Origin of the sequence: Leucobacter insecticola (assembly GCF_011382965.1) — a bacterium.
GTDB lineage: Bacteria > Actinomycetota > Actinomycetes > Actinomycetales > Microbacteriaceae > Leucobacter > Leucobacter insecticola.
The window spans coordinates 1,077,790-1,095,893 of the sequence record NZ_CP049934.1; the positions used below are offsets into that span (position 1 = coordinate 1,077,790).

Consider the following 18,104-nt stretch of genomic DNA (forward strand, 5'->3'; position numbering starts at 1 on the left):
TTGGTCCGTGGCAACTCTGCGTAATCTCGCGACCAAATACTCGTCCCTCACAGAAGAGGAGATCGAGTGGCTCGAAGTACTCACACTTGACTGGCAGTTGCTTGCCGATCTCTCCCTGAGTGACGTCGTGCTGTGGGTGCCGACGACCGACGGCGGCTACCTCGCGGTCGCGCACAGTCGCCCGGCCGGATCCGTGACACTCTTTTACCGCGATGTGATTGGCGATTTCCTTCGTTCTGATTGGCGCGGCCTTGTTGACGAGGCGATGGAGACCGGACTTCCCGTCGTCTCCACCTCTCCCGCCTGGTACGAGGAAAACCCGATGCGGCTCGCCGCACACTCGGTCAACCGCTGCGATGCTGATGGCAACAGGCTCGGTCCGTTCGCGGTGATTACCGTGCACACGAGCGTGGCCGATACGCAGCAGGCATCGCGGATCGCAGCCGCCTTCCGCGAGGTCGCTGACGATCTCTTCGGCATGATCCAAAACGGACTCTTCCCGGCCCCGGGAAACGCGCGCGGCGGTGAGCAGGGATCCCCGCGTGCATCCGACGGCCTGGTGCGTGTCAATCTCGACGGTATCGCCACCTTCGCGAGCCCCAACACCCAGACGACGTTCAACACGCTCGGTTACCGCGACGAGATCGAGGGCGAAAACTTCGCAGAGGTGATTGCTGACGTGGTGAAAGGGCAGTTCGACACGAACGAGTCGCTGCCGCTGATCGCGCAGGCGAAGATCGCGAAGCGCGTGGAGATTGAGGCGCGCGGGCGTGCGGTGACGCTGCGCTCGATCCCGGTCATTCGCGATGGCGTGCGACTCGGTGGCGTGGTCCTCACTCGTGACGTGACGGAGATGCGCGCGCAGGCACAGGAACTCATCACGAAAGACGCGACGATCCGTGAGATCCACCACCGCGTGAAGAACAACCTGCAGACCGTGGCATCGCTGCTGCGAGTGCAGGCGCGAAGGGCGCGCAGCGACGAGGCGAAAGAGGTGCTCGGCCAGGCGATGCGTCGCGTCGCAGCGATCGCTGTGGTGCATGACACCCTGTCGACCGGGCTCTCGCAGATCGTCGACTTTGATGTTGTCTTTGACCGTGTGCTGGGCCTCGCCGCCGAGGTTGCGAGCCTGCACAACACCACGGTGCACCCGCGCAAGGACGGCAAGTTCGGCGAGCTGCCCTCCGAGTACGCGACCCCGCTTGCGCTCGCGCTCACTGAGATCGTGACGAACGCGGTCGAGCACGGCCTCGCGGGCCGCGAGGGAGAGGTCATCATTCACGCCGACCGCACTGACGAGCGGCTCGCGGTGGAGGTGATCGACAACGGCACGGGGCTCCCCGGCGGCACCGTCGGTGACGGTCTCGGCACCCAGATCGTGCGCACCCTGATCGAGGGCGAGCTCGGCGGCAGCATCTCGTGGGGCCCCGACGAGCGCGGAGGCACCCGGGTCGCGATCCAGGTGCCTCTGCACTGGATCTCGACGCAGACCCGCGAGATGCCGCGCGTAGTGGTTTAGGTCCGCTGCTATAGTGCTGGCGGCCTCGGTGTGTCGCCCGCAACCGGGCCGATCCACGAACGTCCCCGATACTGACGAGCGTCTCCCCTGCCTGCGCTTGCTCCGAGGTAGGGAAAGGGGACGCTCGTCAACAAGGGGGACACTCGCCAACAACCGCATGCGGCGCGGCTGCTGGCGGAAGCGTCCAACCGAACGGCATTGAGGCAGGGGGCATGCCATGAGTGACACCCGGTGGAGAGCTGGATCCAGGCTCCGGGAGGGTACTCAGCTGCTAGTGGCGCCGGTTCCGGATCAGCACCGCGCCGCCGACCGCGAGCAGTAGCACGCCGAGCCCGATGGTCATCGCGGTGATCCACACGGTTGCATCGATGTCACCGCGGGCGAGCGTGCGCTGCACCACATACCCGCAGAAGGCGAGGATCAGCGCGCCCCACACGATCGGGCCGGTGCGGGGGCGGGGCCGGTACGGGGTCTTGCGGACCTGCTGCGTTGCTGTTGTTGCTGCTGTTGCGGCGGGCTGTGTGGGATCCTGCTCGGGGTTCTGTGCGGGATCCTGCGCCAGCGGTTCTGTGAGTGCCGAGGCGCCTTGATCCTGCACTGGATCCTGCTCGGGGTTCTGTGCGGGATCCTGCGCCAGCGGTTCTGTGAGTGCCGAGGCGCCTTGATCCTGCACTGGATCCTGGCCGGGGGTCTGTGCGTCGGTAGTCATCGTGCCATCTCCAGCTCTAGATCTTTGATGTCTTGTTTGAGTTGCGTGCGCTCCGCCTCAAGTGAGCGCTGCTCCGCCTTGCTGAGCCCCGGCTCCTCGAGCTGCCACTCGACTTTTTCGAGTTCAGCGGTGAGCTGTTCTAGTTGCTCGGTGGTGGCTTGATTCGCTGATGGCTTTTTCGTGTCGGCGGTTCCCGAAGATTTTTCGTCGGGAACCACCACTCGCGCGTTGCCGAAAACGAGGTAGATGGTGACCCGAGTTGCAGAGTCGTTGTTCTCGGCCGTGTTGCTGAAAGTCTTGGCGAGCAGTGGCCCGGCTGCGCGAGAAGTGGTTGCCCCGCTCTCCCGAATGTTGCCGCCCAGCACGCGCACGTCAACGACAACGGGGTGGGTCTCTGGAAGCGTCACGGTGGAGTTTCCTGCGAACTGCCAGATCGTGAAGTTCTCTTGATCGTTGATGTCTTCGGAATCAAGCGAGTTCAGATCAAGGCTGGTGTTGCCCGCAAGGAGAACCGCGCCGGGCGCGTTCTGGCCGCCGGAGCTTAATGTGCCAAACAGCTGGAACTGGGTGCCCCACGGCAGCACCGAGGTGAACAGCAGCGTCACCACCCCGCACGCGGAGAGGAAGCCGATCCAGCCGGTGTTCCGCCCCCGGATCCCGGCTACGATCAGCGAGAGTGCAAACACGGCGAGGGCGGCCACGAGGGACGCAATGGCTGTGCCTGCCAGGCCCGGAACGGGACTGCCCGCGCTATGTGCCCAGATTGCGGCTCCGCCAGCCGCGAGCAGCGCGAGTGCGAAAGTGATGAGCACGTGTGCGGCGCCGAGCTTACGGGCTTCGTGATGCTGTTCATACTGCGTGCCCCAGTGTTCGGCGCGATGGCCGAAGTTCTCGCCCCAGGCGTCTGCTTTCTTGCCGAAGCTTTCTCCCCAAGCGTCTGCTTTCTTGCCGAAGTCTTCCCCCCAGGCGTTGGCCTTATTGCCGGAGTCTTCGCCCCAGGCGTCTGACGTGCTCCCTGCCGAGGCCGTGTCCGCCGCACCCTGCCAAGCCTCAGCCCGCCCGGTGCGATTGCGGTTCCTCGCCACCCGGTACAGCCAGATCCAAGCGACCACAATGATCGCGATCCAGACCAGCCAGGCGATCGTTGTCGAGAGCCAAGCCGGGAACCCGAAGATACCCCACGGCGCCGTGCTCCATCCGAACACGCTCGGGGTGAACAAGTTGAACAGCATCGGAATGGCCGAGAGTGCCACCACGACGAGTGCAACGATTGTCCACCCCTCTACTCGCCCCGGATCAGATCCTCCATGCGAATCCGGCCGTTGACGTCGGGGAGCAGCAGCCAGCCGACGAGGTAGAGCAGGATCCCCGGGCCGCCGAGAAGCGCGAGCACCACGAAGACGCCGCGCACGATGAGGGGGTCAATCTTTGCCTTCGCAGCGATCCCTCCCGCGACGCCGGCGAACCAGCGGTCACTACTGCGGGTGATGCCGAGACCGCGAATCCAAGCGAAGAAGCCGCCCGCGGGAAGCGGGGGCTGCGGAGCTGAGTCTGGTGTTGTGTTCATGCTTCAAGTCTGGCCGGGCCTGGCGCGTGCTGCCATCGGGGTTCACCCTGATTCGACCCTGAGTCTTGAGGTCCGGGCCCCTGGATGTCCGGGGTAGGTGCTTGGATAGAGGCATGGCTATCAACCCGCTCACTCGCTCCCGCGACGACCGCATTCTTGCGGGCGTGTGCGGCGGGCTCGCGGCGCACCTGGGGTGGCCGTTGGGGCGGTGCGGATCGCGATGCTGGTGCTCACCGTGTTCGGCGGTGCGGGGGTGCTGTTGTACGGGTGGCTGTGGGCGACGGCGCCCGCGGAGGGGGAGACCGAGGGGATCGTGCCGCTGCGACGGGTGCTGACAAAGCCTGCCCCCAGCTCGCAAGCGGGTCCCGCGCAGCCCACTCAGCAGCCATCTTCTTCTCAACCGGTGCCGCCTGTGCCCCCCGTGCCACCGGCGCCCGGTGTGCTTCGCCACGATCACGCTGATTCCGGGCCGGGATCCGCCGACGCTGTCCGTCCGCGAGCGCGCTGGCCGATCCCGGAGCTACTGCTTGGTACCTGCCTCCTGATCGCCGGGGTCGGCCTCGTGCTTTCTCAGCTGGGCGTGCGGGTCAACCTTGAACTCATTCTTCCCGGCATGGCCGTGCTGGTGGGTGTCGGGCTGACCTGGTGGCAAATCGCGGATCGGGATCGCCCGGACCGCAACCCGGTACCTCGCGTCATGGGCGCGCTTGCGCTTGTCGCGGTCGGGGTGCTGATGTTCTTTGTCACGGCGCAGGAGCCGAGCGTGTGGACCGTCATCGCTGCGGCGTTCGCGGTGCTTGCCGGGGTGGCGCTTGCGATCGCGCCGTGGCTGTTGCGGCTCAACCGTGAGCTGATTGCCGAACGGGCCGCGCGGGCACGCGAGTCTGAGCGTGCTGAGATCGCCGCCCATCTGCACGATTCGGTGCTGCAGACGCTTGCGCTGATCCAGCAGCGATCAGACCCGGGCAGCGAGGTTGCGCGGATCGCGCGCCGCCAAGAGCGCGAGTTGCGGGAGTGGCTGTTTCGCGCAGCGGACGGTGCTTCCGCTGAGGATGTGCAGGCCGTCGACGCCGAGCTGCGTGCGCACGCCGCCGCGCTCGAAGAAGAGCACGCCGTTCGATTCGAGATCGTTGTGGTCGGCGTGGGCGCGGGAGTGATCGCGCCCGCGGCGATTGTTGCAGCCGCGCGCGAAGCCATGCTGAATGCGTCGCGGCATGCCGGCGGCACCGTCACGGTGTATCTCGAGGTGACACCGGATCGCGTCATGATCGACATCACCGATCGCGGTCCAGGGTTCGCCCTCGACGGACTACCTGAAGGGCGGATGGGCGTGCGCGAATCGATCCTCGGTCGGATGGAGCGTGCCGGGGGATCCGCAAAGATCGTGCCCGGCCCCGGGGGGAGCGGGACGGCCGTGCGACTGTCCCTGCCGAGGCACGATGTGCCTGGCGCTGCTGAGGCCGGCGCGGCACACCTCGATACGAAGGAACCCGCATGAACGAAACGAGTCAATCAGACATGAAGGGTGGCGCTGGCGCTGCTGCTGGCGCTGGCGCGTCGCCGATCCGGGTGGTGATCGTCGACGACCACCAGATATTCCGCACCGGGCTCCGCGCTGAGTTGGGGCCAGAACTCGAGGTTGTCGGCGAGGCGGCGACGGTCGATGAAGCGATCGCCGCTATCCCAACGCTGCAGCCCGACGTGGTACTTCTTGACGTACACCTGCCCGGCGGCGCGGGCGGGGGAGGTGCGGAGGTGCTGCGCGAGACGGCCGCGCGGCCCGACATGACGCGCACCCAGTTTCTTGCGCTGAGCGTGTCGGATGCCGCCGACGATGTGGTGAGTGTGATCCGCGCGGGGGCCAGGGGTTACCTCACGAAGACCTCGTCCGGGGCTGAAGTGACCGCGGCCGTGCTGCGGGTCCACGGAGGCGACGCCGTGTTCTCCTCCAGGCTCGCAGGATTTGTGCTTGACGCATTTGGTGCGGGCACCGGTGAGACCGCCGCGGCCGATGACGAGCTCGACCGGCTTTCCGCCCGGGAACAAGAGGTGATGCGCATGATCGCCCGCGGCTACGCCTATAAGGAGGTCGCCGCCGAACTTTTCCTCTCCGTGAAGACGGTGGAGACCCACGTCTCAAATGTGCTCCGCAAGCTGCAGCTCTCCAACCGCCACGAGCTCACGGCCTGGGCGCTCAGCCGTCGGCTGCTGTAGCTTCGTTCCTCAGCTCCAACCCGGCAGCCACATGTGAGCGCGCCAGAACCACTCGGCGACCGGCATTCCCGACCACACCGGGAAGAAGAGCACCGCAATCACGACAGCGAACACCATGAATATGGCGACGGTGAGCCGCCTACTGAGGAGTGCTTCGGGATCCCGGCTGAGGTGGAAACCCGGCCGCAAGGTCCCCTGCGATCCGCTTGGGATCCCCCACAGCATGCCGATCACGAGCGCAAGAGCGAGGGCCGAGAACGGCGTGAGTACCACCGCGTAGAACTGGAACACCGCCGAGCGTGACACCGTGAGGAGCCAGGGCAGCCAACCCGCGAGGTACCCGGTAAGCACGAAGGCGCTCGCGAACATCAAGGGATGGCTTTCGACGGGTCCGCTTGCAACAAACTCGGGGGCAGCGATCCTGAGCCTGCGATCCGCGACCATTTCATGCAGCACCAGCCAAGCCAGCATACAGAGCGCGGCTACTCCGCCCCAGGTCACGAGCAAGTTTGGCAGGGGTGAGATCCCGGAGATGACGCCCTCGCCTTCCTCATACATTGCGGTCGGACGCAGCCCGAGTGGCCAGGTGATCGGGTGCGCCTGGTACGGGTGCGCAGCGGAGAGCGTGCTGTGCCAGGCCAACATGTCGGCGTGGTATTCCCAGAGGCTCGCGATCCACGGCACGTCGGACTCTCGGCCCCAGGCATCCGGGCTTGCGATCCAGCCCGCCCAACTTGCGAGATACGTGGCGAGCGCAGTGGGCAGCGTGATTACGGCCGTGATGAGCGCCTGGGCGAGGGATTGCCGCAGGGCTCCCGGCCAGCGAAGCTCTCTGCGCCGCAGGATCAGATCCCGAACCGCGATGAAGATGAGGAAGAACGCGAGCGGGTAGAGCCCCGACCACTTGATCGACGCCGCCGCCCCAAAGGTGACGCCCGCCGCGAGCAGCCAGGGGCGGTTCCAGGTGATTGCCAACGCGTCAGCCGGTACTGGCAGCTCAGCCGGTGCTGGCAGCTCAGCCGGTTCAGAATCGCCGTTTCCAACCGGCTGACGTGCCAGTACCGGCTGACGTGCCGGGGAAATGCTTCGTAGCCCCTCCTGATCCCTCCACACACACAGCGCGCCGAGCGTCACCGCGAGCGCCAGAAACCCGTCGAGCAGCGCGACTCGAGTGAGCACAATGTGTACGCCGTCGATCGCGAGGAGCAGCCCGGCCGTGCAGGCGACGAGCATGCTTCGAGACATGAGCCACCCCAGTCGCATCGTGATTCCGACCGTCGCCACCCCAGCGAGAGCGACCGCGCTGCGCCACCCCCAGCCGTTGTCGGGGCCGAATAGCAGCACTCCGAGTCCGATCAGCCATTTGCCGAGTGGTGGGTGAACCGCGTACGAGGCCTCAGCGGTGAATGCTGCGGGATCGCGGAAAGCTGGGTCGTCGTCTGGCCACACCGTCGGGAAGCCGTGCGCGAGCTGGCTGATCGCGTCGCGCACGTAATAGAGCTCGTCGAACACGAGTGAATCGGGCCGCCCGAGTGCCCAGAATCGCAGCACAGCGGCGATCCCGAGCACCGCAAGCGGGGCGATCCAGCGTAGATGGCGACGGGTGGCGAGCATGGATCAAGCCTATGCGGCCATCGCGCTCTGCCGGGTCTGGTGGGTCTGGTGTGCCTGCCTTCCTAGCACCTCCGTGTGCGCAAGTTGTTCTTATGGGCTTGGATAACAACAATCTGAGCACACGCGGGGCTTGGCAGCGGGTGGGGTTACGGGGTGGGGCTGCGGGGCCTGGCTGCGGGTGGGTCGGGGGCTTGGCTGCGGGGGTGGGCCTGGGGCGGGTCGGGCCGAGTCGAGGGAAGGGCTACGATGGTGGGGTGATTACCCGTCTCAGCAGCTACTTCCTGAAAACCCTTCGCGAGGATCCCTCCGACGCCGAGGTCGCCAGCCACCGGCTCCTCGTGCGCGCCGGGTATATTCGCCGCCAGGCTCCCGGCGTCTTCGGCTGGATGCCGCTGGGGCTGCGGGTGAAGGGCAAACTCGAGCAGATTATTCGTGACGAGATGCATGCGGCAGGCGCACACGAGGTGCACTTCCCCGGGCTACTGCCGCGCGAGCCCTACGAGGCGACCGGGCGTTGGGAAGAATATGGCGACGCGCTGTTTCGACTGCAGGATCGCCACGGCGCCGATTACCTGCTCGCGCCGACGCACGAGGAAGTCTTCACACTGATGGTGAAAGACATCGTGACGTCCTACAAAGATTTGCCGCTGACGCTGTTCCAGATCCAGGATAAGTACCGAGACGAGGCCCGCCCGCGCGCAGGCCTCCTCCGCGGCCGCGAGTTCACCATGAAGGACGCCTACAGCTTCGACACCACCGACGCGGGGCTCGACGCGAGCTACCAGAAGCAGCGCGACGCCTATGAGCGGATCTTCGCGCGGCTCGGGCTCGAATACGTGATCGTGTCTGCCGATGCCGGGGCAATGGGGGGATCCCGCAGCGAGGAGTTCCTGCTGCCCATCTCGATTGGCGAAGACACCTTCGTGCGTTCGGCGGGTGGGTACGCCGCGAATGTTGAGGCCTACGAGACACCGACGCCCGCCGCACAGCCCATCGAGGGGCTGCCCGCCGCTATCGATCTTGCTCCCGCGGACACGCCGACCATTGACACGCTGGTTGCCCACCTGAATGCGGCCATGCCTCGCGAGGACGGCCGATCCTGGGCCGCCGCAGACACGCTGAAGAACATTGTGCTCGCGGTGACCCCGGTGGCCGGTGAGCATGCGGGCGAGCGTGAGATTCTGGTGGTCGCGATCCCTGGCGACCGCGACGTCGATATGAAGCGCGCCGAGGTGGCGTTCGCCGGCTGCGAGGTTGAGCCCGCGACTCCTGCCGATCTTGAGAAGATTCCGCAGATCGTGCGCGGCTACATTGGGCCTGGCGTTCTCGGCTCGGGATCCGGCGCCGTGCTTGGACTCGAAGGAAGTTCGGGCCTGCGCTACCTGCTGGATCCGCGTATCGTCCCCGGCACCGCGTGGGTGACCGGCGCGAACAAGGACCGCGTGCACGTTGCCGGGCTTGTTGCCGGGCGTGATTTTGTGGGCGATGGCAGTGTGGACATTGCGAATGTGCGCGACGGGGATCTGGCGCCCGACGGCTCGGGGCCGATTGAGACGGCGCGCGGCATGGAGATCGGGCACGTGTTCCAGTTGGGCCGCAAGTACGCGGAGGCGCTGGGGCTTCGTGTACTTGATGAGAATGGCAAGCTGGTCACCGTGACGATGGGCTCCTACGGCATCGGCGTGACCCGGATCATGGCGATCCTTGCCGAGTTGCACCATGACGACCGAGGCCTGATCTGGCCCGCTGCGATTGCGCCCTTTGACGTGCACGTGGTGGCGACGGGTAAGGATCCCGAAGTTGCTGCCATCGCGGAGTCCCTTGCCGCAAGGCTCGATGCCGCAGGTGTTGAGGTTTTGTTCGACGACCGCCCCAAGGTGTCGCCCGGCGTGAAGTTTGGAGATGCCGAGCTGCTGGGGATGCCGCGGGTCGTGGTGGTCGGGCGCGATGCGGCCGAGGGTTTTGCTGAGGTATGGGATCGGGCGAGCGGGGCGAAGGATCGCGTGGCGATCGCGGATGTTCCGGCGCTGTTCGGGGTGTAGTTCCTCCGCCTTGAGTTCCTCGACCCTGCTGTGTCGCTCGGTGCCCCGGGCTGAAGATGCGCTGATCCGAACCAGAAGCCTATTCGCTTAGATACCCAGCTGTTTGGGGGAGGTCCAGGGGTCCTTGCGGAGTGTGTTTTTCCGCTCGCCGGCTGCCAAGGATTTGTGTCGTGACATGGAACTTTGGGGCCTTCCCGCTGCGAGTTTCAGAGGAGAATTCATTCTCCGTCCACAGGGTGAGTATTGTGCCTCTTAGGCACCAAGTTATCCACATATTGCCGGATTTTTGTTTCTCGCATTCCTTGGCATGTAGCTTGGCAATTGGTTGACCTTCCGGTTAATCCAGACCGTGTCACGTAGTGCACGGGAGTTTTCCAAGTGCAACATGTGAGGATTTCTAATGGCTGGCATTAACGTAACCTACGATCGAATCGAAACGGCCGCGGCAAAGCTGGGCAGCGGCCGCGACACGATCACTCAAAACTTTCGTGATCTGCAGACTCAGATTAACGAGTTGGTGCAGTCGGGGTTCGTGACAGAGCTTGCGTCCGACAAGTTCAATGCGGCGTATAACGACTACACGGCGAGCGCGAACATCTGCGTTGACAAGCTCACCGAGATTCAGATGTTCCTGACGCAGACCGCGGCAGCGATGCGCGAGATGGATTCGCAGATCGCCGCGAAGATCAACTAGACGGGTAATGCGGCCCCTCGCCGCGGGTTGAGCGTGCCAAGCGATCCAAAGTCTAGTTTGCGCGCTCAACCGCAATCGCTGCATATTTCTGACCAATTCATTCGAGAGGAGCCCTGGTGTCTGAGCAATTCAAGATTACTGATGCAGAGCTAAAGACCGCGGGTGAGTGTCTGGTGGCGGCGTCCTATGCGATGGAGGTCTTCGAGAAGAAGGCGCCGGGGCAGTTTGCAAGTCTGACGGGTATTGGCGAAACGGTGCAGCAGTTTTTGAAGAGCCTTGAAGAAGCGCGTTTCGCGCTTGCGGATGCGGCGAAGACGGGTGCGCAGGAAGTCGCGGGAGTCATGCAGGTGAGCAAGTCGCTTGACCAGCACATCGCAAACTCGCTGCAGAGTGGCTTCCTGGTATCAGGATCGAAGAAAAAATGACTGATGTTCCCGCTGATGCAGCCTCGGTGCTACCAAATGCGACTCCAAAAGCCGGCGGCACCGGCAAGATTGATGCCGCTGCGGCGTTCGCGCAGGAGTTGGTGAACGACGCGAACCAGTTTCAGCTTTCGGTGCAGGGCGCCCAGAGCGAGTTTTATGGTGTGAAGAGCAAAGGCATCGACAAGCTCGATGCGAAACTCGGCGATCGGTTGATTCCCGGCGCGCAGACGCTGGAACGGAGTGCGTCTGAATCGAAGGCCGCGTTTGACACCTATGCGGCGGAGGTCACCCGCATCAACAAGGATGCTGACCGGGTCGTTGAGCAGATCAATGACGCCTTGGCTACCATACGTATTGCTGTCGGAACCATCGATGAGATCTCCCGGATAATTCGCTCGTACCAAACGTATACCTGGCGGGATGTCCCGCCTGGAGCAATGCCGGATCCGCGGTTAGGTTCCGATGCGGCGGATCTTACGTCTGCTGAGCGCGCGGTGGAAGTGCAGACGCTTCGCTCCGTTTATGAGTATCAGTGGGGCGTTGCAACCTCGAATTGGCTGAGTGCGGTCGCTGACATCAATCGCGCGGTGCAGACCTGGTCAACTCTGATCAAGGAGCGCGAATCTGCTGAAGGCGCTTTGGTGAAGGCTCTCGAGATGACCGGGATTGGCGAACTCATCTCGATTAATGGTGGTGTATCAGGCCTACCCGCATTCACTATCGCCCAGAGAGTCTCGGGCGAACTCTGGGGCGAGGAATCGGCGGCGCTAAGTCTCGCGAAGGAACACCCGCTCCTAGAGAATTTGTTGGGAACATCGGATGGTGAACGGTCTTTTGAGTCGCCTCCCCACCCGATATTGTTGCCGCGAATTGGGCCGCTCTATCGCCAGAGCAACAAGAGCGACTGATTGCCGAGGTGCCCTGGGTGATTGGCAACTTGCCGGGTCTGCCTTTTGGCGTGCGTGACCGTGCGAACCGCATGTTGCTGGAGTACTACGCCCTGCATGGTGGAGAGATGAGTGCGGCCTGCAGCAAAGCGTTCGCCGAAGTGATGCAGGCGGTGAACGCAGACGACGGCGAACCGCCAGTGTCGGTCGTCGCACTCAACTTGGAGGGCCCCGTGCCGATGGTGGCGATGGGGTATGGAGACCTCGACGCCGCACAAAACTTGACTGTGGAGTCAGCGGGGATGTTCAGTAATGCTGATGCCGCACTCCCCGGTTGGGACACAGCGAGCAAGAATCTGTACGCTGAGCAGGTCACTCTTCTCGAACGATCGGGGCGAGACATAGAAGGCAACGCAGTGATCGTCTATCTTGAGTACGATACGCCAGACCTTGTGACAGTTCTGATGCCTTTCTCCGCGCGCACGGGTGCGGAGCGCCTGGCGCTGGAGATTGACGGCGTGTTTGCTACACGTGCCGCGAATGTGCCCCTGCCGAACCTCGCTGCGCTTGCGCACTCCTACGGCACCACAACAATGGCAAATGCACTCACTCTCGTAACTCATAAGGTGCAATCCTTCACAATGCTTGCTTCGGCTGGGCTTGATGGTCAAAAAATCAAAGACTTTTCCGACCTCAAAGTGGAATCTGCGCCAGATGGATCCCCTGCGATCTACACCACCATGGCGTCGAAAGATTATGTAGCTCGAATAGGTTCGAGTCTTTCAGGCAGGTTGCAGCCGAATCCCGAGGTTGCTTTGAAGTGGCCGACTATTGACGGCGCGCACCAGTTTTCCTCCGATGGGGCAGGGGAGTTTAGTCCTACGACTGGCCACCCTCTACTCGCCGCAGATGGTGGTGGGTACATGGACGAAGGAACGCAGGCACTGTGGAACTCTGCCGCAGTGACGATGGGTGCTGCTGATTTGGTGGTTGGCGAGCTGAACGTGACCTCCACGCCGGTGTGGCAAGTTGCCATGCAAGTGGCACACGAACTGGGGGCAATGTGATTCGAAAATGCCTAATCCTTTTGATGTGTTCGTCTTTGTTGATCTTGGGGGGGTGTAGTTCGGTGCCGGTTGTGTCGGATTCAGATGTCGCGAATAACTCGTCTGCGGAGGAGCAGCTCGCGTGGCTTGAAAGCGAGCTTACGCAGGCGATGCAGGTCGTAGGCCAAGAAGAAGGATGGTGGAAGTACAAGCCAGAGAATCTCTGGGAAACGAATAGAGAAGCCATTCTCGCGAACCTTCGTGTGCAGTCATGTCGTCCGAACCAGAAGGGAGTTCAGCCTGGTAGATATGAAATCAGACTCGGAAACCGTGAAGTAGCGGACTGGGCTGAGGCCGCAGAGCGGTTGCGCACATTCTGGACCGATCAAGGGTGGACGGTGAGCTACATTGTGCCGCCTGGAAGCACTCAGACGCCGATGGAATACTTCCGAGCGGATCGCGAAGACGGAGCCTATCTGGCGTTCAATGCTGGGGATAACTTTGTTGCGCTGGACGTGCATACCGCGTGCTCGACGAGCAATCTGTATCCGCAACGACCCGCGAATCCACCGAATCTGAAGGGGACTCCTGAAGGAGAGACCCCGCCCGAAACAGAGCAATGAAACTTCGTGTCAGTGTGGCAGTGCCGCAGGGCGGAACCCGCGATGTCACGCTCTCTTGTGACGTCACGGCATCCGTCGGTGACACGGCACGAACACTCATACGAGCCGGGGCAGGAGACGAGCCGCGGCTCCAAGAAACCGCGGCGAGCAGGCGCGCTCCCGTCACCCTGCGCGGGCGGTCCGCAGAGGGCGGACCCACGTACCTCCTCGACCCTGCCGTGCCGCTCGGCGCGTCCGGACTACGATCCGGGTGGATCGTCACGCCCGTGCTTGAGTTCGGCGCCCGCGGCCACGAAGAACGCATGATCAGTGTCGCCGGCTACATCGAAGTGCGATCCGGCGCGCACGCCGGCGTGATTTACAGTCTGATCCCGGGCCATAACTCGATCGGCCGTGATCGCTCAAACCGTATTCACCTTAGTGACGCGAGTGTATCGCGGCGCCACGCAATGATCGATATCGTCGCCGACAACAACTCAGCACACAACGGCGCCGTCAAGATTCTCGATCTCGGATCCGCGAACGGGCTCAGCGTAGACGGGCGCCAGGTCAGCGAGGCTCAGCTGACGGGCCCCGCGATACTGCGCCTCGGTGACGTTGAACTCGCATACAGGCCAGGGCCACCTCCCAGTCCCGTTCCGCACTTGACGCACCAGATCATGCACATGCGCGCGCCGCGCGTCGATCCGCGATTCCCTGCCACCGAACGAGAGTTGCCCGCCCCACCCGCCCCCGCAAAGCCGAGCCGGATCCCCATGCTCGCGATGCTTGCCCCCATGCTGATGGGCGGGGCCATGTTTGCCATCACACGTTCGCCCATGAGCCTCATGATGGTCGCCTTCTCACCCATGATGATGATCGGATCCTGGATCGACAACACCATCGGCGGCAAGCGGAAACTGCGTAAGGAAACGGAGACGTTTCAAGAAACCATCGACGCCGAGCGGAGCGAGCTCATTGAACTGCGGCAGCAAGAAATCGCCGTCCGAAGCGCCGAAACCCCCACCCTCACCGAAGTCGCCGCAGCGATCGCCGAACGAGGTAGCCTGCTCTGGACCCGCCGACCCGAACATCGATCCTTCCTCGAAATCCGCTTCGGTAACGGAGCGCTGCCGAGCCGCACCGAAGTGAAATTGCCATCACGGGGAGAATCAGCGAAAGAGCAGTGGGACAGGCTGCGAAGGATCGAACAAGAGTTCTCCGAGGCCGAGCCGGTGCCCGTGCTTGAACGATTCGACCGCTGCGGATCCATCGGAGTCGCAGGCGATCTGCACTGGGCAGAAGGCGCCGCCCGATCACTCATCATGCAGCTTGTTGGCCTGCACTCGCCGGCCGAACTGTCGCTCGCATGTTTCGCGGGGCCCGCACACGCTGCATCCTGGTCGTGGCTGAAATGGCTGCCACACGTTGACGCCGTCAACAGTCCGATCCCGAGCTGGCAGCTTGCCGAGGATCCCGCAGGCTCGACCCGACTCATCATGGCTCTCGAAGGGCTCCTGGAAACACGAAAGGCCCAGATCGGCGCGGGCGCCACGCTGCGTTCCCACCTTGAAACCGACACCCGCAACGATGCCGAACACGGCGAGGCGGTGAATCGTCTGCCGGTCATCCCGGCAGTGCTGGTGCTGGTGCTCGACGACGGCCAGGTTGACAAGTCGCGGCTCATCGCGCTCGCAGAATCCGGCCCCGATGCTGGGATCCACCTGCTGTGGGTAACGCGCACCCCCGCAGAGCTTCCCGCCGCCTGCCGCACCTTTCTCGAGGTCTCGCAGGCGCAGGGCCGCGTCAGTTTTGTGCGCAGCGGCACCGTCGTTAATCTGTCGTATCTTGAGTATCTCGAACAGGCCGTCGCCACCGATCTCGCGCGCAGGCTGTCATCGGTGGCGGACGCGAGTGACAGGATCCTTGACGAAAGCGACCTGCCGAAAGCGGTCAATCTGCGCGACCTGAGTCCCGTCGATATTCTGGGCGGCCCGGCACCGATTCTGCAGAGCTGGGCGAGCACGGGATCCCTCACCGCACAGTGGCAGCGGGGGACCGAACGACAAGAACTCAAACTCGCAGCGGTTGTCGGGCAAGGCCCCACCGATCCGGCGGTCATCGACATTCGCGCGCACGGCCCACACGCACTCGTCGGCGGCACCACCGGCGCCGGCAAATCCGAATTTTTGCAGACCTGGATCATGAGCCTCGCCTCCCAGCTCAGCCCCGACCGGCTCACCTTCCTGCTCGTCGACTACAAGGGCGGTGCTGCGTTCGCCGAGTGTGTCGACCTGCCGCACACGGTCGGTCTCGTCACTGACCTGAGTCCCCATCTCGTGCGCCGCGCCCTGACCTCGTTGCGCGCCGAGTTGCACTACCGCGAAGAACTGCTCGCGCAGCACGGCGCAAAGGACCTCATCACGATGGAGCGGCGCTCCGATCCCGCAGCCCCACCTGTGCTCCTGATCGTCATCGATGAGTTTGCGGCGCTTGCGGGCGAAGTGCCCGAATTTGTTGACGGCGTGATTGATGTGGCGCAGCGCGGCAGGTCACTGGGCTTGCACCTCATCATGGCAACGCAGCGGCCGGCCGGCGTGATTAAGGACAACCTGCGCGCAAACACGAATCTGCGCGTAGCGTTGCGCATGGCCGACGAATCTGACAGCAGTGACGTCATCGGGGTGAAGGATGCGGCGTTCTTTGATGCGGAAACACCCGGCCGCGGAGCGATTAAAGTGGGACCGGGCAAGATGGGGCACTTCCAAACCGGATACCTGGGCGGCAGGCTCGGCACAGAGTCTCGGGATCCCGAAGTTGAGATCGCGTCGCTTGAGTTCTCTGAATCTGCGCCGTGGAACATTCCTCCTGAGCCTCAGCGTTCGGGAGTTTCATCGATGAAACCGCTGCGAGACATTGAACGGCTGCGAGACGGGATCGTTGCCGCGGCCCAGCAGGCGCGACTGGCTCAGCCTCGAAGACCCTGGCTCGATGCGCTGCCCGCGGTGCTTGATCTGGCCGAGCTTGAGACCACCCCTGTATCCGGTGAAGCGAGCAGCGATGCCGTGGTCTTCGGGCTGCGGGACGAACCCGCCTCGCAAAGCCAGCGCGTCACGATTCTGGATCTTGAGGACTCGGGAAATGTCGCCTTCATCGGGGCCGGTGGCACAGGGAAGACAAGCGCGCTCATCACGGTCGCTGCTTCCCTCAGCTCTGGCGCTGTGAAGCATCCGGTAGAGATTTACGGGATTGATGGTGGAGGCGGAGCACTTGACGTGCTCGCTGCGCTGCCCACGGCGGGCGCCATCGCGCCGCTGTCAGACATTGAGCTCACGACGCGCGTGCTGCAGCACCTGCTCGATCTCATTGCTGAGCGCGGACCACGGTTCGCGGCGGCGCGTGCGGGAAGCCTCTCGCACTACCGGCGGAGTGGGGGCAGCGCAACCGCGCCCCGCGTGGTGCTGATGCTTGACGGCTTCGGGGCGTTTCGCCAAGCTACGGAAGGGTTTGGCGGTCACAGCTCACCGTTTCAGATGCTCAGTGACATCATGATGACGGGGCGTTCGGTCGGCGTGCACGTCGTGCTGACGAGCGATAGGGCCGCCGGGATCCCCTCCTCGATGACTTCGAGCCTGCAGAAACAGTATGTGTTGCGGCTCGCGAACGTGCACGACTACGGTCACCTCGGCGTGAAGGGTGATGCGCTCGAAGAGGCTCCTCCCGGGCGGGCCCTGCTCGCGGGAGATGCTGACGAAATTCAGATCGCGATTCTCGGTGGCAACCCGGAACTCTCTGAACAGGCGAAGGCGCTGGAAGCTCTCGCCGCGCGGTTGCAGCACGAAGGGGTCACGCCAGCTACGGAGATCCGGAACGCTCCCGAGGTGGTGCCGCTCTCGGAACTGCCGGTGTCCGCCGGTGGTGCTCCAGTGTTCGGGATCAACACGCAGACATTTGCGCCTCTGACCCTCCCGACGAGCGGGCTCGGCGTCGTTTCGGGCCCACCGGGATCGGGTCAGTCAACGGCGGTGCTTGCGTGTGCGGAAGCGGTGGCCCGGTGGGTATCCGGGCAGGGCGAGGACTGCGAACGGGTGCTGCTCACGTTCAATGCGGAAGGGCTGCGCTCGCGCGGGGTCTGGGATCGAACCGCCACCGGCGAAGATGAAGTGCGCACACTCGCAGAGCAACTTGTGGTTGCTCTGGGCGGTAAGCCGGTCGCCAAGAGCGGCGGACTCACGGGAGGCCTGATCGGGGGAGGACTGATTGGCGGGAGCGCTCTGCCGGTGGGCGCGCCCGCAGGGGAGAGTGACCCCGAGCCGCTTGAGTTCCCGAGCCCGGGTGCGCGCGGAGTGATCGTTGTGGAGCGTCCATCCGATGCGGAGGGCACAGCCGCGCTCCCCACACTTGTGGCGCTCGCGAAGACTGCACGGAAAGCCGACGTGCTCGTGCTCTTTGAATTTGAGCAGGGAACCGGGAGCGGCGTGTGGGATCTGTTCACCGCACTGAAGCAGCCAGCCTGGGGCCTCTCGCTGCAACCCGACGACGGTGAGTCACAGACCCCCTTCCGTGAGTACCTTGGCCGCGTCAAGCGTGCTGACTTCCCGCCTGGGAGGGGCTTCATGGTGCAGAGCGGAAAGGCCACTCCCGCACACGTGGCGATGCCGTCGGGAGGCTTTTCGCCGATCCCCGAAGATGCATATATGCGCGATCGGGAACCTTTGGCCAGGCTCGGGTGATTCATATTCTCAGATAGACATGCTGGCCTGGCATAGTGATCAGTGAGCCGCG

14 protein-coding genes and 1 pseudogene are annotated in these 18,104 nt (G+C 63.8%); 11 read left to right on the forward strand and 4 right to left on the reverse strand.

Annotation, left to right across the window (positions count from 1 at the left end):
• The first annotated feature begins 7 nt into the window (after nucleotides 1–7).
• Complete coding sequence (locus G7067_RS04915; protein ID WP_166322416.1) at nucleotides 8–1,519, forward strand: sensor histidine kinase; 1,512 nt, start codon at nucleotides 8–10, stop codon at nucleotides 1,517–1,519.
• Nucleotides 1,520–1,790: 271 nt separating this feature from the next.
• Here G7067_RS04915 and G7067_RS04920 read toward each other — a convergent pair whose 3' ends face one another.
• From G7067_RS04920 to G7067_RS04930, 3 genes are read right to left on the reverse strand one after another with little or no spacing between them, the layout of a single operon-like run.
• A complete protein-coding gene (locus G7067_RS04920) occupies nucleotides 1,791–2,228 on the reverse strand; it encodes a hypothetical protein (protein ID WP_166322418.1) in 438 nt (145 codons plus the stop codon).
• A complete protein-coding gene (locus tag G7067_RS04925) occupies nucleotides 2,225–3,484 on the reverse strand; it encodes a YihY/virulence factor BrkB family protein (RefSeq protein WP_166322420.1) in 1,260 nt (419 codons plus the stop codon). Before G7067_RS04925 ends, G7067_RS04920 begins: the two co-directional genes overlap by 4 nt.
• 26 nt (nucleotides 3,485–3,510) lie before the next feature.
• Entirely contained in the window at nucleotides 3,511–3,795 is a 285-nt protein-coding gene (locus G7067_RS04930; protein ID WP_166322422.1) for a PspC domain-containing protein, read from the reverse strand.
• A gap of 113 nt (nucleotides 3,796–3,908) precedes the next feature.
• Between G7067_RS04930 and G7067_RS15160 the strand changes: the two are divergent.
• The 3 genes and pseudogenes from G7067_RS15160 to G7067_RS04940 all read left to right on the forward strand — a co-directional run.
• Nucleotides 3,909–4,030 (forward strand): annotated as a pseudogene (locus tag G7067_RS15160) (PspC domain-containing protein); the annotation flags it as partial.
• Between the two features lie 960 nt (nucleotides 4,031–4,990).
• Nucleotides 4,991–5,293, forward strand: coding sequence for a sensor histidine kinase (locus tag G7067_RS15165; RefSeq protein WP_425280705.1), 303 nt, complete (start codon nucleotides 4,991–4,993; stop codon nucleotides 5,291–5,293).
• A 20-nt stretch (nucleotides 5,294–5,313) separates the two neighbouring features.
• The gene (locus tag G7067_RS04940; RefSeq protein ID WP_205881233.1) at nucleotides 5,314–6,009 is read left to right on the forward strand and encodes a LuxR C-terminal-related transcriptional regulator; all 696 of its coding nucleotides are present in this window, start codon (nucleotides 5,314–5,316) and stop codon (nucleotides 6,007–6,009) included.
• 9 nt (nucleotides 6,010–6,018) lie between these two features.
• Here G7067_RS04940 and G7067_RS04945 read toward each other — a convergent pair whose 3' ends face one another.
• Nucleotides 6,019–7,623: a dolichyl-phosphate-mannose--protein mannosyltransferase gene (locus G7067_RS04945; protein WP_244301271.1), complete on the reverse strand. Its 1,605-nt coding sequence runs from the start codon at nucleotides 7,621–7,623 to the stop codon at nucleotides 6,019–6,021.
• A gap of 254 nt (nucleotides 7,624–7,877) precedes the next feature.
• On the opposite strand from G7067_RS04945, the gene G7067_RS04950 reads away from it, so the two are divergent.
• The 7 genes from G7067_RS04950 (at nucleotide 7,878) to G7067_RS04980 (ending at nucleotide 18,052) form a co-directional block, all read left to right on the forward strand.
• Entirely contained in the window at nucleotides 7,878–9,665 is a 1,788-nt protein-coding gene (locus tag G7067_RS04950; RefSeq protein WP_205881206.1) for a proline--tRNA ligase, read from the forward strand.
• A gap of 400 nt (nucleotides 9,666–10,065) precedes the next feature.
• Nucleotides 10,066–10,359 carry a WXG100 family type VII secretion target gene (locus G7067_RS04955; protein WP_166322428.1) on the forward strand — a complete coding sequence of 98 codons (294 nt, stop codon included), beginning with the start codon at nucleotides 10,066–10,068 and terminating at the stop codon, nucleotides 10,357–10,359.
• Between the two features lie 116 nt (nucleotides 10,360–10,475).
• Nucleotides 10,476–10,784 carry a hypothetical protein gene (locus G7067_RS04960; protein ID WP_166322430.1) on the forward strand — a complete coding sequence of 103 codons (309 nt, stop codon included), beginning with the start codon at nucleotides 10,476–10,478 and terminating at the stop codon, nucleotides 10,782–10,784.
• Nucleotides 10,781–11,692: a hypothetical protein gene (locus G7067_RS04965; protein ID WP_166322432.1), complete on the forward strand. Its 912-nt coding sequence runs from the start codon at nucleotides 10,781–10,783 to the stop codon at nucleotides 11,690–11,692. Before G7067_RS04960 ends, G7067_RS04965 begins: the two co-directional genes overlap by 4 nt.
• A 17-nt stretch (nucleotides 11,693–11,709) precedes the next feature.
• A complete protein-coding gene (locus G7067_RS04970) occupies nucleotides 11,710–12,738 on the forward strand; it encodes an alpha/beta hydrolase (RefSeq protein WP_166322434.1) in 1,029 nt (342 codons plus the stop codon).
• Nucleotides 12,739–12,809: 71 nt separating this feature from the next.
• On the forward strand, nucleotides 12,810–13,340 hold the full coding sequence (locus G7067_RS04975; RefSeq protein ID WP_166322436.1) for a hypothetical protein: 531 nt from the start codon (nucleotides 12,810–12,812) through the stop codon (nucleotides 13,338–13,340).
• Nucleotides 13,341–13,354: 14 nt separating this feature from the next.
• The gene (locus G7067_RS04980) at nucleotides 13,355–18,052 is read left to right on the forward strand and encodes an FtsK/SpoIIIE domain-containing protein (RefSeq protein ID WP_244301272.1); all 4,698 of its coding nucleotides are present in this window, start codon (nucleotides 13,355–13,357) and stop codon (nucleotides 18,050–18,052) included.
• Nucleotides 18,053–18,104: the final 52 nt, after the last annotated feature.

What these genes read in the sequence shown, in the direction of transcription:
- G7067_RS04920 (WP_166322418.1), bottom strand. Translation starts at nt 2,228, where the DNA reads ATGACTACCGACGCACAGACCCCCGGCCAGGATCCAGTGCAGGATCAA.
- G7067_RS04930 (WP_166322422.1), bottom strand. Translation starts at nt 3,795, where the DNA reads ATGAACACAACACCAGACTCAGCTCCGCAGCCCCCGCTTCCCGCGGGC.
- G7067_RS15165 (WP_425280705.1), top strand. Translation starts at nt 4,991, where the DNA reads ATGCTGAATGCGTCGCGGCATGCCGGCGGCACCGTCACGGTGTATCTC.
- G7067_RS04940 (WP_205881233.1), top strand. Translation starts at nt 5,314, where the DNA reads ATGAAGGGTGGCGCTGGCGCTGCTGCTGGCGCTGGCGCGTCGCCGATC.
- G7067_RS04945 (WP_244301271.1), bottom strand. Translation starts at nt 7,623, where the DNA reads ATGCTCGCCACCCGTCGCCATCTACGCTGGATCGCCCCGCTTGCGGTG.
- G7067_RS04955 (WP_166322428.1), top strand. Translation starts at nt 10,066, where the DNA reads ATGGCTGGCATTAACGTAACCTACGATCGAATCGAAACGGCCGCGGCA.
- G7067_RS04965 (WP_166322432.1), top strand. Translation starts at nt 10,781, where the DNA reads ATGACTGATGTTCCCGCTGATGCAGCCTCGGTGCTACCAAATGCGACT.